The sequence below is a fragment of the Streptomyces sp. NA04227 genome, from assembly GCF_013364195.1.
Classification (GTDB): Bacteria; Actinomycetota; Actinomycetes; order Streptomycetales; family Streptomycetaceae; genus Streptomyces.
In genome coordinates, this window is the sequence record NZ_CP054918.1 from 940525 (window position 1) to 953768 (window position 13244).

A 13244-nucleotide genomic window follows, 5' to 3' on the forward strand; every position below is an offset into this window, starting at 1 on the left:
ACGGCCGCGACGGCGCTACGTCCTCGGAGCCGCGGCTAGAGCAGCTGCGCCCGCGGGCCGTCCGGCTGCTCCTGACGGCGCTCCACGACCGAGCGCGCGACCTCGGAGGACTGGGCCTCGGTGAGCTTGCGGAAGCCGTCCTCGGTGATCACCGAGACGATCGGGAAGATCTGCCGGGGCAGGTCCGGGCCGCCCGTCGCCGAATCGTCGTCGGCGGCGTCGTACAGCGCCTGCACCACAAGCGTGATCGCCTGCTGCTCGGACAGGTCCTCACGGAACAGCTTCTTCATCGAACCGCGGGCGAAGACCGAACCCGAACCGGTCGCGGCGAACCCGCGCTCCTCGGAACGGCCGCCCGTGACGTCGTAGGAGAAGATGCGCCCCTTGGCGCGGTCCACGTCCCAGCCCGCGAAGAGCGGCACCACGGCGAGGCCCTGCATCGCCATGGCCAGGTTGGAACGGATCATCGTGGACAGGCGGTTGGCCTTGCCCTCCAGCGAGAGCGTGGTGCCCTCGACCTTCTCGAAGTGCTCCAGTTCGAGCTGGAACAGCTTCACCATCTCCACCGCGAGACCCGCGGTGCCCGCGATGCCGACCGCCGAGTACTCGTCGGCCGGGAACACCTTCTCCACGTCGCGCTGGGCGATCATGTTGCCCATCGTCGCGCGCCGGTCACCCGCGAGCACCACACCGCCCGGGAAGCTGACCGCCACGATGGTGGTGCCGTGCGGCGCCTCGAACGCTCCCTGCACCTGCGGCAACTGCCGGTTGCCCGGGAGCATTTGGGGCTGGTGGTCGGACAGGAAGTCGACGAACGACGAAGAGCCAGGCGTCAGGAAGGCTGCTGGTAGACGCCCGTTGTCTCGGGTGTTGGCTTCCACACGATTCCTTCCAGATAGGCGGCAGCCCGACGCAAGTTATCGGGCCGATCCTTGAACTGTCCTAAGCCTGCATTGCAACTGAAGCACAGTACGCCACGGACCCTACCCGTCTCGTGACAGTGATCCACATGCTCCGCCGGGGCATCACAACAGATGCAGCACAGACCCTGCTGCTGCTCGATGAGAGAATCCAACTGGGCAGGACTGAGGCCGTACTTGCGCTGGAAGTAGCTGACGCGGTTCCGATGCGCACGACATTCACGACAGTAGCTGGCCCAGCCGTCGGACGATGTCCGGTTCCGCTCCCATTCCGCATGCGGCTTGACCTGCTCGCACTGCGGGCACCGTTTGAAGCCCCGAGGTACGGGGACCTTGACCCGCACCGATCTGCCCTGGGCCTCCTGGCGCTGCCGGTAGTACTCGGCTGAGCACTTCCTGCAGTACGCCTGGAGGCCGTCCCGCATGGCTCGGTTGCTGGCGAACTCAGTCCGTGGCAGAAACCGCCCGCAGCGCGAGCATTTCTTACTCTCTGCCGATTCGGACATTAAGGGCTATTCGCCACCTTTCTGAACAAATGACCTCACGAAATCCTCTGCGTTCTCCTCGAGCACGTCGTCGATCTCGTCCAGCACCGAGTCGACGTCGTCGCTCAGCTGCTCCTGGCGTTCCTTGAGGTCCTCGGACGCCTGGGCGTCCTGTGCCTGCTCCTCGACGTCCTCTGTGGGACGCGTGGCCTTCTGCTGTCCGCCGCCGGTGTCCTTGGTCGCCATAACCCTCACCCCGCTCGGTTCGACGTACTGCGCGCCGCGCAGTCGTACAAGATCAGACCCTACAAGCAGGGGCTGACATCGGCCCCGCTGTTTTCCCTGTTGGTGCAACGCCCGGGAGCCATCCCGATGATTCCCGGGCGCCATGGATTTCAGACCGCCGCGGGCCGGTTCAATTGCCCGAGAGCACCCGGACCAGGTCCTCGGCCGTGCGGCAGCGGTCCAGGAGCTCCTTGACGTGGTTCCTGGTCCCGCGCAGCGGTTCCATGGTGGGCACGCGCTGCAACGAGTCGTGACCGGGGAGGTCGAAGATGACCGAGTCCCAGGAGGCCGCGGCCACGTGCTCGGCGTACTGCTCCAGGCACCGGCCCCGGAAATAGGCCCTGGTGTCCTCCGGAGGGTTGGTCTCGGCCCATTCCACCCGGTTCTCGTCCAGGAGGCGCTTCATCTTGCCGCGGGCCGCGAGACGGTTGTACAGGCCCTTGTCGGGGCGTACGTCCGCGTACTGCAGGTCGACCAGGTGCAGGCGGGCGGCGTCCCAGTCCAGGCCGTCGCGGCGCCGGTAGCCCTCCATGAGCTCGCGCTTGGCGACCCAGTCCAGTTCGCCGGACAGGCTCATCGGATCGCTCTCCAGGCGCCCGAGCACGTCCTCCCAGCGGCTGAGCACGTCCTTGGTCTGCTCGTCCGCGTCGGCGCCGAAGCGCTCCTCCACGTACTTCCTGGCCAGCTCGTAGTACTCCATCTGGAGTTGCACCGCGGTCAGTGTCCGTCCGCTGCGCAGCGTGATCAGGTGTTTGAGGGAGGGGTCGTGGGAGACCTGGTGGAGGGTGCGTACAGGGTGCTCGACGGCCAGGTCGACCGCGATGAAACCGTCCTCGATCATGGACAGGACCAGGGCGGTGGTGCCGAGCTTGAGGTAGGTGGAGATCTCGGAGAGGTTGGCGTCCCCGATGATCACGTGGAGGCGGCGGTACTTCTCCGCGTCGGCGTGCGGTTCGTCGCGGGTGTTGATGATGGGCCGCTTGAGTGTGGTCTCCAGACCCACCTCGACCTCGAAGTAGTCCGCCCGCTGGCTGATCTGGAAGCCGTGCTCGTGGCCGTCCTGGCCGAGGCCGACGCGTCCGGCGCCGGTGACGACCTGGCGGGAGACGAAGAACGGCGTCAGGTGGCGCACGATGTCCGAGAAGGCGGTCTCCCGCTTCATCAGGTAGTTCTCGTGGGTGCCGTAGGAGGCGCCCTTGTTGTCGGTGTTGTTCTTGTAGAGCAGGATCGGCTGAGCCCCGGGAAGTGCCCCGGCCCGCTCCGCCGCCTCGGCCATGATGCGCTCGCCGGCCTTGTCCCACAGGACGGCGTCGAGCGGGTTGGTGACCTCGGGTGCGCTGTACTCGGGGTGGGCGTGGTCGACGTAGAGCCGGGCACCGTTGGTGAGGATGACATTGGCCAGGCCGATGTCCTCGTCGGTGAGCTGGCTGGAGTCGGCGGCCTCCCTGGCGAGGTCGAAGCCTCGCGCGTCGCGCAGCGGGTTCTCCTCCTCGAAGTCCCAGCGGGCGCGCCTGGCCCGGTGCATCGCCGCCGCGTAGGCGTTGACGATCTGGGACGAGGTGAGCATGGCATTGGCATTGGGGTGGCCGGGGACGGAGATCCCGTACTCCGTCTCGATGCCCATTACTCGCCGTACGGTCATGCGGCCCTCCTTGCCCGGCGGCGCTCCCGTCCGGGAACGGCGCTCAAGTACCGCGCCTGCGGTGCGGTGCCCGACCCCGCACCGCGCGGCTCGGCGGTACCGACGAGCCTAGAACGCCGCCACGCGGGTGGGGAGATCATTTGCCTCATTGCTTTTCGGCCGGTACCCGGCCAAGCGGGAATTCGGCCATTGTCACGGACGGCGACAGAAAACAGTCGGCTGCGGATACCCACCGAGGCATCCGCAGCCGTCCTGTCATTTACAGGTACTGACCCGTGTTCGCCACGGTGTCGATGGAACGCCCGGTGTCCGCGCCCTGCTTTCCGGTGACGAGCGTGCGGATGTAGACGATCCGCTCGCCCTTCTTTCCGGAGATACGGGCCCAGTCGTCGGGGTTCGTGGTGTTCGGAAGGTCCTCGTTCTCCTTGAACTCGTCCACGCAGGCCTGGAGGAGATGGGAGACGCGCAAGCCCTTCTGGTTCTGTTCCAGGAAGGCCTTGATGGCCATTTTCTTGGCGCGGCCGACGATGTTCTCGATCATCGCACCGGAATTGAAGTCCTTGAAGTACAGGACTTCCTTGTCGCCATTGGCGTACGTGACTTCCAGGAAGCGATTCTCCTCGGACTCCGCGTACATCGCCTCGACCACGGACTGGATCATGGCGTCGACCGTCGAGGACTTGTCGCTGCCGTGCTCGGCGAGGTCGTCGGCGTGCAGCGGGAGCCGCTCGGTCAGGTACTTGCCGAAGATGTCCTTGGCCGCCTCGGCGTCCGGGCGCTCGATCTTGATCTTCACGTCGAGTCGTCCGGGCCGCAGGATGGCCGGGTCGATCATGTCCTCGCGGTTGGAGGCGCCGATGACGATGACGTTCTCCAGGCCCTCGACGCCGTCGATCTCGGCGAGGAGCTGGGGGACGATGGTGTTCTCGACATCGGAGCTGACGCCCGAGCCGCGGGTGCGGAAGAGCGACTCCATCTCGTCGAAGAAGACGATGACCGGGGTGCCCTCGCTGGCCTTCTCACGGGCACGCTGGAAGACCAAGCGGATGTGCCGCTCGGTCTCGCCGACGTACTTGTTGAGCAGCTCGGGGCCCTTGATGTTGAGGAAGTAGCTCTTGCCGGCGGGCTGTCCGGTGACCTCCGCGACCTTCTTGGCAAGGGAGTTGGCGACCGCCTTGGCGATCAGCGTCTTGCCGCAGCCGGGCGGGCCGTAGAGCAGTACGCCCTTGGGCGGGCGCAGCTCGTGTTCCTTGAACAGGTCCGGATACAGGTACGGGAGCTCCACGGCGTCGCGGATGCTCTCGATCTGGCCGCCGAGGCCGCCGATCTTGTCGTAGCTGATGTCGGGGACTTCTTCGAGGACCAGCTCTTCGACCTCGCTCTTGGGCACGACCTCGTAGACGTAGCCGGAGCGGGGTTCGAGGAGCAGGGCGTCCCCGGGTCGGATGGTGATGTCCTCGGTGAGCAGGGGCTCGGCGAGGCGCACCACGCGCTCCTCGTCGGTGTGCCCGACCACCAGGGCGCGTTCGCCGTCCTCGAGTATCTCCTTGAGCGTCACGATGTCGCCGACGCGTTCGAAGGCCATTGCCTCGACCACGTTGAGCGCCTCGTTGAGCATCAGTTCCTGGCCGCGCCTGAGCTCGTCGAGCGGGACGCTGGGGCTGACGTTCACCCGGAGCTTGCGGCCCCCGGTGAAGATGTCGGCCGTGCCGTCCTCGTTGGCCAAGAGGAAGACGCCGAATCCGGCCGGGGGCTGGGCGAGGCGGTCCACCTCCTCCTTGAGGGCCACGATCTGGTCACGGGCCTCACGGAGTGTGTTGGCGAGCCGTTCATTTTGCGCGGAAACGCCGGCCAGGTTGGTCTGCAGCTCGACGATCCGCTCTTCGAGAATCCTCGTATGACGCGGAGAGTCGGCGAGCTTGCGGCGCAGGACGGCGATTTCCTGCTCGAGATAGGCAATCTGACCGGAAGGGTCCTCGGACCCTCGTCCCGGGCGGATGCCGCGGTTGATGTCGTCGTCGTGGGCTGCCACGGTCCTCACCTCCTCCAAGGGGAGCTGGACGCTTCCAGACCCTACCTGGGTGGGTGCCGATTGAAACCCCTAGATCACAAAGACCGACGGGGTGTGTCCGATCTTCACCCTTGCGCTCTCCCTCACGCCAGGGGAATACCCACCTGAAGTCCGTGGAAAGCGGGCGGTTGTAAGGTCGAAGTGTTCAACACCCGTCAGAGCTGGCCCGATTTGCCCCTTATACGGACTGCTCGGCGCAGCGAGACGACAGGGAGACAGCGGTGCAGGACCAGGGCAGTGCGCAGGCGACCGAGGATGTCGATCTCGAGGTCTGGATCGATCAGGAACTGTGCACGGGCGACGGAATCTGTGTGCAATACGCCCCCGAGGTCTTTGAACTGGACATCGACGGGCTTGCTTACGTGAAGGGTTCGGACGACGAACTCCTGCAGCAGCCGGGGGCGGTGACGCCGGTTCCGCTGACGCTGCTCACCGATGTCACGGATTCCGCGAAGGAGTGCCCGGGCGACTGCATCCATGTGCGTCGGGTTTCGGACAAGGTGGAGATCTACGGTCCGGACGCGGAGTAAGGATCCGACAGCGTCGGGTGAGAAAGACCCCGGGCCCGGAGCGCCGTGAACGGCGTTCCGGGCCCTTGTGCGTCGCGGTGTACGACGCATCGTGTGGATCCGGTCACACGCTGTCGGCCCGGTCCGGGTCGGTGCGCTGGAAGGTGCCGTCGTGCCAGCGCCAGCTCGCCCGCTCCGTGACGTCGGGGCAGCAACTGGGCACGTCCGGCGAGGAGTAGCCGCGCAGGGTGGCCAGTACGGCGCCGTGGCGGATCGTCAACTCACCTGCGTTCCGGCGGTCCTTGGGGTCCACGAGCGTGGCCACCACGCGCGGGGGCGCACCGGTGTCGGCGGACCGGGTGAGTACGTAGACGCCGTCGGGCGGGTTGCCGGAGCCCGCGTCGCAGCGCACCGCCACGACCGTTTCGGGTCTGCCGTCGCCGTCGAGGTCGCCGGCGGCCCGGTGGTGGACCTTGGCGCCGACGGTGCCGCAGTCGAGCGGGAAGCTCACGCCCGCCGGATCGGGCGCGGGCGCGGGGGCGCTCTGCGTGCCGACGGAGGACTTGCCGGGACGGGCAGGCTGAGCCGCCGTCGCGTCGTCGGGCTGCAGGAACGAGGAGCCTGCGACGACCGCGGCGAGGGCGGCTGCGGTGGCGACCCAGTGGATGGGCCTGGTGGTGGTGTGTGCGAGTTCCGGGACGGCGGATTGCTGCACTAGGAGCGTCTCCTGTGGGCTGTGCCGGGTTCGGGGGGATGGCAGGCATGGTGCCACAGGTCACACTTGGCCGGAACGGCGGGGTCGCACTCGGTTTGACCGGAGGGCGCACGTGGGGGCGCGCGCCGTCAACGCGCGGGCCCCGTGCCCGAGTTCATCGCGTGGGCGTGAACTCCGGTACGGGGCCCGGGAGTTGGGTGCGAGCGCCGGTCAGCGCGGTACGCCTCCGTCGGCGTTGGGGCCGGCGTAGTCCTCGCCGTAGGCGCCCTTGGCGGGGCGGCGACGGCGCATCGGGGGTTCTACTCCGTCGGCGAGTCGGCGGGCGGTGAGCAGGAATCCGGTGTGGCCGATCATGCGGTGATCGGGCCGGACCGCGAGGCCCTCGATGTGCCAGTTGCGGATCATCGACTCCCAGGCGGTCGGCTCGTTGAAGCAGCCGATCTCGCGGATGGATTCGACGGTGCGCGCGAGCTGGGTGGTGGTGGCGACGTAGCAGCACAGGATGCCGCCCGGGACCAGCGCCTTGGAGACCGCCTCCAGGCACTCCCAGGGCGCGAGCATGTCGAGGATGACCCGGTCGACGTCGGTGTCGCTGAGGTTGTCCTGGAGGTCGCCGACGGTCAGCTGCCAGGCCGGGTGCGGACCGCCGAAGTAGCGCTCGACGTTCTGCTGGGCGATCTCCGCGAAGTCGGCCCGGCGCTCGTAGCTGTGCAGCATGCCCTGGTCGCCGATGGCCCGCAGCAGGAAGCTGCTCAGCGAGCCGGAGCCGACACCCGCCTCCACCACGCGCGCGCCGGGGAAGATGTCGGCGAAGGACAGGATCTGCCCCGCGTCCTTGGGGTAGACCACGGCGGCACCGCGGGGCATGGACAGGACATAGTCGGGGAGCAGGGGACGCAGCGCCAGATAGGCCACGTTCCCCGTGGTGCGGACAACACTGCCCTCGGGAGCGCCGATCAGCTCGTCGTGCGGGAAGGAACCCTTGTGGGTGTGGAAATTCTTCCCGGCCTCGAGCGTGAACGTGTAGTGGCGTCCCTTGGGGTCGGTCAGCTGTACCTGGTCCCCGACTTCGAAGGGCCCGCGACGGCGGGCGGCACCGGTCGGTTCGGACATGTGCCCAGCCTACCTTTCGGCCGGGCGGGCGCCGACCACACGTACGGAGGACCCGGTCAGCCGCGGTCCGCCCGCGTCGGCGGTGCTCCCGGGGCGGCCGCGGCGCCGGATCAGTTGGGCCGGGCCATCGCCTTGACGAACGCGCGCTCGACGTCGGCCGCGGACAGTACGCCGAAGATCTCGCCGGACTCCTCCACGACCAGGTACTCGGAGGCCGGGGTCGCGCGCAGCACGTCGAGGAGTTCCTCGCCCGCCAGCTCGGCGGAGACCAGCATGCCCTCGGTGATGTCCTGGGCGAGGGTGCCGACCGCGACCCAGGGGCGCCGGTGCTGTGGGACGCCGACGATGGCCGCCTCGCGGACCAGGGCGCGGGGCTCGCCGCCCGGGTCGACGACGACCAGGGCGCGGGCGCCGGACTCGTTGGCGCGGCGCAGTGCTTCGGACAGCGGGGTGGCGTACTCGACGGGTACGGCCCGCCGGGTCAGGGTGCGGGCACGCAGCTCGGGCAGGTGCTCGCGCAGCCGCGCCATGCGCAGGCTGTTCCCCGCGCCGGTCCAGATGATCCCGGCCAGGATGGCGGCGAGCAGCGCGTCGGTGAGGGTGTTCCAGCCGCCGAAGTCGGTCTCGCCGCCGACGCCTCCGTACTGGGTGAGCAGCGGCAGCCCGATGAGGACCGAGACGGCCAGGGCGCGGCCCACCCAGGCGGCGGCCACGGTGCCGCTCATCGGGTTGCCGGTGAGTTTCCAGATCACCGCGCGCAGCATCCGGCCGCCGTCGAGCGGGAGACCGGGCAGCAGGTTGAAGGCGGCGACCAGGAGGTTGGAGATCATCAGGCCAGCGAGCAGCACGCCGGGGACGGTGTCGGATTCGACGGTCAGCATGCCGAGGTAGAACACACCCGCGAGCACGAGCGAGAGCAGCGGTCCGACGAAGGCGAGCACGAACTCGCGGCCCGGCGTCTCCGACTCCTTCTCGATCTCGGACACACCGCCGAAGAACTGCAACTGGATGCGGCGTACGGGAAGTTCGAAGCGCAGCGCCGCGACCGTGTGCGCGAGTTCGTGGACGAGCACCGAGGCGTAGAAGGCGACGGCGAAGAAGAGCGAGACGAGGTAGCGGGCGTTGCCCAGTTCGGGCAGTACGCGCTCCAGTTGGTCGCCGAAGACCCAGGTGATCAGCACGGCCACCAGGAACCAGCTCGGGGCGACATAGACCGGCACGCCGAACGGACGGCCCATCAGGATGCCGCCGCCGGGCTCGGGGCGACGCGGCGGGATGCGTCCGCCGGACCCGCTCTGGGCGCGGGTGCGGCCGGGCTTCCGGGCGTCGTGCGCGGAGGGGGCGGGGTGGGTGGGGGGTGCGGGGTGCTGGGGCGTGGGGTGCGGGGGTTGTCCGGTGCCGTAGGGCGCGTCGGCGCCCGGCTTTTCGGTGTCGGTCTTCTCGGCGTCGGTCTTCTCGGTGCCGGTCTTCTCGGTGCCGGTCTTCTCGGTCGCGAACTTCTCTGCTCGGGTCTGCTCGGCTCGGGTCTGCTCGGCGGCGGCTTTCTCGGCCTCTGCCTGCTTCGCCGTTCCGTTCCCGTTCCCGTTCTCGGCCTCGTTCCCGTGCTCGGCCTCGGCCACGTGGGCCTTCTCGGCGTCGGCCTTCTCGGCGTCGGTCTTCTTTACGTCGGCCTTCGCGTCCCGGGCTCCATTGGCTCCGCCGGACCCGCTGTCCGTCGGCTCGGCTGGGGCGGGCTCCGCCCGCACCGTCTCGTCGCGGGACTGTTCGGCGGGTGCGTCGGGTGCGTCGGCCGGTGGCGTCGGGGCCCCGGTGGGTGCCGGGCCGTCGGCGGGCGGGGTGGTCCGCGGATCGGGTGCGGAGCCCGCGGAGGCGGTGTCGGAGCCGTCCGACTCGGTGGGCCCGTCGCGGTCGTCCGCGCCGCGGCCGCCGGTGTACGGCTGCCCACTCTCGTCCACTCTGTCCCCTAGTTCGAAATGCAACTCTCACTCTGATCATGCAGGGCGAGAGGGTCCGTCGTCGATGGTATGCGTCCGTTGTCGGTGGCGGGCCGTAGGGTCTGGCCCATGGAAATCAGTGCCGAGGGTGCGGTCACTGCCGTGCGTCCCAGCTCGCTCTCGCCTTCCCGGGCAAGCGACTTCATGCAGTGCCCGCTGCTGTACCGCTTCCGGGTGATCGACCGGCTGCCGGAGAAGCCGAGCGAGGCGGCCACCCGGGGCACTCTCGTACACGCGGTCCTGGAGAGACTCTTCGACGCGCCCGCGGGCGAGCGCACGGCGCCGCGCGCCAAGTCCCTGATCCCCGGGCAGTGGGACCGGCTGCGCGAGTCGCGGCCCGAACTGGTGGAGCTCTTCGAGCAGGACCCGGAGGGCGAGCGGCTCGCGCGCTGGCTCGGCGAGGCCGAGCGGCTGGTGGAGCGCTGGTTCACGCTGGAGGACCCGACCCGGCTGGAACCGGCCGAGCGTGAACTCTTCGTCGAGGCAGAGCTGTCGACGGGGCTGAAGCTGCGCGGCATCATCGACCGGGTCGACGTCGCGCCCACCGGCGAGGTGCGCATCGTGGACTACAAGACCGGCAAGGCGCCGCGCCCCGAGTACGCCGAGGGCGCCCTGTTCCAGATGAAGTTCTACGCGCTGGTCGTCTGGCGGCTCAAGGGGCTGGTGCCGCGTCGGCTGCAACTGGTCTACCTGGGCAGCGGCGACATCCTGACCTACGACCCCGTGGTCGCCGACCTGGAACGCGTGGAGCGCAAACTGCACGCCCTGTGGGAGGCGATCCGGCTGGCCACCGAGACCGGCGAGTGGCGTCCCCGGCCGACCAAGCTGTGCGGCTGGTGCGACCATCAGGCGGTCTGTCCGGAGTTCGGCGGCACTCCCCCGCCGTACCCCCTTCCAGTGAGGGCGGACGCCACGGACCCCGCCCCGCAAGGCAGAATGATCGCGGGCTAGCAAAAGGAGACTCACGTGGCCATCCGCGTCCTACTGGTCGACGACCAGCCGCTGCTGCGCACCGGTTTCCGGATGATTCTGGAGGCCGAGCAGGATCTGGCGGTCGTCGGTGAGGCCGGCGACGGCCTCCAGGCTCTCGACCAGGTGCGTGCCCTGCAGCCCGATGTCGTGCTGATGGACATCCGGATGCCGCGCATGGACGGCGTCGAGGCCACCCGGCAGATCACCGGTCCCGGCCGGGACGGTCCGGCCAAGGTCCTGGTCCTGACCACCTTCGACCTCGACGAGTACGTGGTGGAGGCGCTGCGCGCGGGGGCCAGCGGCTTTCTGCTCAAGGACGCCCCGGCCAACGAACTGGTGCAGGCGATCCGGGTGGTCGCCGACGGCGAGGCGATGCTGGCGCCGAGCATCACCCGGCGGCTCCTGGACAAGTACGCGGGTCATCTGCCGTCCGGCGACGAGCCGGTGCCCGACACCCTCAACACCCTCACCGAGCGCGAGGTCGAGGTCCTGAAGCTGGTCGCGCGCGGCCTGTCGAACGCCGAGATCGCCGCCGACCTCTTCGTCAGCGAGACCACCGTCAAGACCCACGTGGGCCACGTACTGACCAAGCTCGGTCTGCGCGACCGTGTACAGGCGGCCGTCTACGCCTACGAGAGCGGACTGGTGCGCCCCGGCGCACAGTGACCACCGCCTGATCGTTGCCCGGACCGGCCGGGACACACACGGGCCCCGGCGCGAAACCGCGCCGGGGCCCGTGGTGCGTCCGCCGTGTGTCGGTCGCTCGTACGTCAGGCACTCGTACGTCAGGCGCTCGTACGTCAGGCACTCACCGGTCAGTCGCTCACGCCGCGGTTCAGCTCCCAAAGCTGAAGTACGGACGAGGAGTTGAGGGCCCATTCGACGCCCTGGATGTCGTCGCGCGCGGCCGCGTACTGCTTGCCCTGCCACAGCGGGAGCACCGGGACGTCCCGGGCGACGATGTCCTGGATGCGCTCCAGGCTGCCGGTCGCGCCGATCCGGTCGGGCTCGCGCCTTGAGGCGGGGATGAGCTCCTCGCGGATCTCGGGGTTGGCATACGGGGTGCCGAGGAAGTTGTCCTCGTCGAGGAAGGGGGCGAGGAAGTTGTCGGCGTCGGGGAAGTCGGGGAACCAGCCCATGCCGTAGACCGCGTACTCGCCGTCGAGCTGGCGGGGGCGGTACTTGCTCCAGGGGGTGCCCTTGATCTTCACGTCGAAGAGGCCGTCGGCGTTCAACTGGTCACGCAGGACCTCGAATTCCTTCTTCATCGCCGGGCCGTAGTGGTCCGTCGTGTAGTGCAGCGTGAGCCGGACCGGGGTGTCGATCCCGGCCGCGCGCAGCGTCTGGCGCGCCTTGTCCTGGCTCGGCCTGCCGTACCGGTTGAAGAAGGCGTTCGAGTGGCCGGTGATGGAGGCCGGGACCAGCGAGTAGAGGGGTTCGGCGGTGCTGCCGTACACCTTGGACGCCAGCTCGCCGCGGTCGACGAGCTGGGCCATCGCCTGGCGTACGGCCGTGTCGCGCACGGCGGGCGCGTCGGTGTCGAAGGCGAGGTAGCGGATCTCCAGGCCGGGCAGCTCGACCAGGTTGATGTCCCGGGTCGCGACGGAGAGGTCGCGGATCTGCTCGGGCGACATGGTGCGGGTCATCATGTCGATGTCGCCGGACTTCAGGGCACTGCCCATCCGCTCGGCGGTCGGGAACGAGCGCAGTTCGACCTTCTCGTTCTTCGGGGTGAGCCGCCCCTTGTAACGCGGGTTGCGGGTCAGCACGGCCTTGACCAGAGCGCCGTCCTTGACCTCGGGCTTGAGCGTGTACGGGCCCGAGCCGCTGATGTCGAAGCCGGGCCGCAGCCGGTTCTTCGGGTACCGGGAGGGCTGGACGATGGCCGCGGCGGGGGTGGCGAGCTTGTGCGGGAAGGTGGCGTCGGCCGTGTTGAGGTGGAAGATCACCTTGTCCTTGCCCTGCGTCTCGACGGTGTCGATGCTCGACAGCAGGGCGAGGGGGCCGGTCTCGCTCTTGATGCTCCGCACGCGGTCGATCGAGTACTTGACGTCCTGCGCGGTGACCGGGCTGCCGTCGGAGAACTGCAGGCCGGAACGGAGGGTGCAGACGTAGCGCTCGTTGCCGGTGTCGGTGAACTCGCAGCTCTTGGCGGCCTCGGGCTTGGGTTCGCCGTCGCCGCGGGGCATCGCCATCAGCGTCTGCACGGTCTGCCGCAGGACGTTCCAGGTGGCGGAGTCGTAGGCGAAGGCGGGGTCGAACGGGGCGGGCGCGTCCTTGGATATCGCGAACCGGTCGGTGGTGCCCACGACGATGGCGTCGTCGCTGTCGCCTCCGCCGGAGCCGCCGCAGGCGGCGAGGCCGGAGGCCAGCAGGCCCACGACGGCCGACAGCACCAGGGTCTTACGGTTCATGCGTGCGGTTCTCCCCAACTGGGTTCCCCGGGGCCTCTTCGGCAGCGGGGGTCGGCCGCCGTGGGGCGCTCGGGGGGTGTGGCGTGGTTCTCGTGGCCGACACTAGCGGCCGCGGACCGACCCG

Annotated in this window: 12 protein-coding genes; 3 read left to right on the forward strand and 9 right to left on the reverse strand. The window is 68.9% G+C overall.

The annotated features are described in order from the left end of the window. Window positions 1–35 precede the first annotated feature (35 nt). The 5 genes from prcB to arc form a co-directional block, all read right to left on the reverse strand. On the reverse strand, window positions 36–881 hold the full coding sequence (gene prcB, locus HUT18_RS03790; RefSeq protein WP_176097819.1) for a proteasome subunit beta: 846 nt from the start codon (window positions 879–881) through the stop codon (window positions 36–38). Then, on the reverse strand, window positions 833–1426 hold the full coding sequence (locus tag HUT18_RS03795; RefSeq protein WP_176097821.1) for an endonuclease VII domain-containing protein: 594 nt from the start codon (window positions 1424–1426) through the stop codon (window positions 833–835). Before HUT18_RS03795 ends, prcB begins: the two co-directional genes overlap by 49 nt. 6 nt (window positions 1427–1432) lie before the next feature. Beyond that, a complete protein-coding gene (locus HUT18_RS03800) occupies window positions 1433–1651 on the reverse strand; it encodes a ubiquitin-like protein Pup (RefSeq protein WP_176097822.1) in 219 nt (72 codons plus the stop codon). Window positions 1652–1820: 169 nt separating this feature from the next. Further along, a complete protein-coding gene (gene dop / locus HUT18_RS03805) occupies window positions 1821–3332 on the reverse strand; it encodes a depupylase/deamidase Dop (RefSeq protein ID WP_368661502.1) in 1512 nt (503 codons plus the stop codon). A 259-nt stretch (window positions 3333–3591) separates the two neighbouring features. Beyond that, window positions 3592–5364, reverse strand: a complete 1773-nt coding sequence (gene arc / locus HUT18_RS03810; RefSeq protein ID WP_176097824.1) for a proteasome ATPase — start codon at window positions 5362–5364, stop codon at window positions 3592–3594. Between the two features lie 260 nt (window positions 5365–5624). Between arc and HUT18_RS03815 the strand changes: the two genes are divergently transcribed. Further along, complete coding sequence (locus tag HUT18_RS03815) at window positions 5625–5933, forward strand: ferredoxin (RefSeq protein ID WP_176097826.1); 309 nt, start codon at window positions 5625–5627, stop codon at window positions 5931–5933. Window positions 5934–6036: 103 nt separating this feature from the next. Here the strand turns inward: HUT18_RS03815 and HUT18_RS03820 are convergent, their stop codons facing one another. The 3 genes from HUT18_RS03820 to HUT18_RS03830 all read right to left on the reverse strand — a co-directional run bounded on the left by HUT18_RS03820 (window position 6037) and on the right by HUT18_RS03830 (window position 9695). Continuing rightward, window positions 6037–6627 (reverse strand): hypothetical protein, encoded by a 591-nt coding sequence (locus HUT18_RS03820; protein ID WP_176097828.1) that lies wholly within the window; start codon window positions 6625–6627, stop codon window positions 6037–6039. 210 nt (window positions 6628–6837) lie between these two features. Continuing rightward, complete coding sequence (locus HUT18_RS03825; RefSeq protein WP_176097830.1) at window positions 6838–7740, reverse strand: tRNA (adenine-N1)-methyltransferase; 903 nt, start codon at window positions 7738–7740, stop codon at window positions 6838–6840. 110 nt (window positions 7741–7850) lie between these two features. Continuing rightward, entirely contained in the window at window positions 7851–9695 is a 1845-nt protein-coding gene (locus HUT18_RS03830; RefSeq protein WP_176097832.1) for a site-2 protease family protein, read from the reverse strand. Between the two features lie 108 nt (window positions 9696–9803). On the opposite strand from HUT18_RS03830, the gene HUT18_RS03835 reads away from it, so the two are divergent. Then, entirely contained in the window at window positions 9804–10685 is an 882-nt protein-coding gene (locus tag HUT18_RS03835; protein ID WP_254878411.1) for a PD-(D/E)XK nuclease family protein, read from the forward strand. 15 nt (window positions 10686–10700) lie between these two features. Beyond that, on the forward strand, window positions 10701–11372 hold the full coding sequence (locus HUT18_RS03840) for a response regulator transcription factor (RefSeq protein WP_176097835.1): 672 nt from the start codon (window positions 10701–10703) through the stop codon (window positions 11370–11372). A gap of 149 nt (window positions 11373–11521) precedes the next feature. On the opposite strand, the gene HUT18_RS03845 is transcribed toward HUT18_RS03840, so the two are convergent. Beyond that, the gene (locus HUT18_RS03845; protein WP_176097837.1) at window positions 11522–13120 is read right to left on the reverse strand and encodes an ABC transporter substrate-binding protein; all 1599 of its coding nucleotides are present in this window, start codon (window positions 13118–13120) and stop codon (window positions 11522–11524) included. Window positions 13121–13244: the final 124 nt, after the last annotated feature.

Bases quoted from the DNA above. Each gene is read 5' to 3' on its own strand.
- HUT18_RS03835 (WP_254878411.1), top strand. From the start codon at position 9,804: ATGGAAATCAGTGCCGAGGGTGCGGTCACTGCCGTGCGTCCCAGCTCG.
- HUT18_RS03795 (WP_176097821.1), bottom strand. From the start codon at position 1,426: ATGTCCGAATCGGCAGAGAGTAAGAAATGCTCGCGCTGCGGGCGGTTT.
- HUT18_RS03845 (WP_176097837.1), bottom strand. From the start codon at position 13,120: ATGAACCGTAAGACCCTGGTGCTGTCGGCCGTCGTGGGCCTGCTGGCC.
- HUT18_RS03825 (WP_176097830.1), bottom strand. From the start codon at position 7,740: ATGTCCGAACCGACCGGTGCCGCCCGCCGTCGCGGGCCCTTCGAAGTC.
- dop (WP_368661502.1), bottom strand. From the start codon at position 3,332: ATGACCGTACGGCGAGTAATGGGCATCGAGACGGAGTACGGGATCTCC.
- HUT18_RS03800 (WP_176097822.1), bottom strand. From the start codon at position 1,651: ATGGCGACCAAGGACACCGGCGGCGGACAGCAGAAGGCCACGCGTCCC.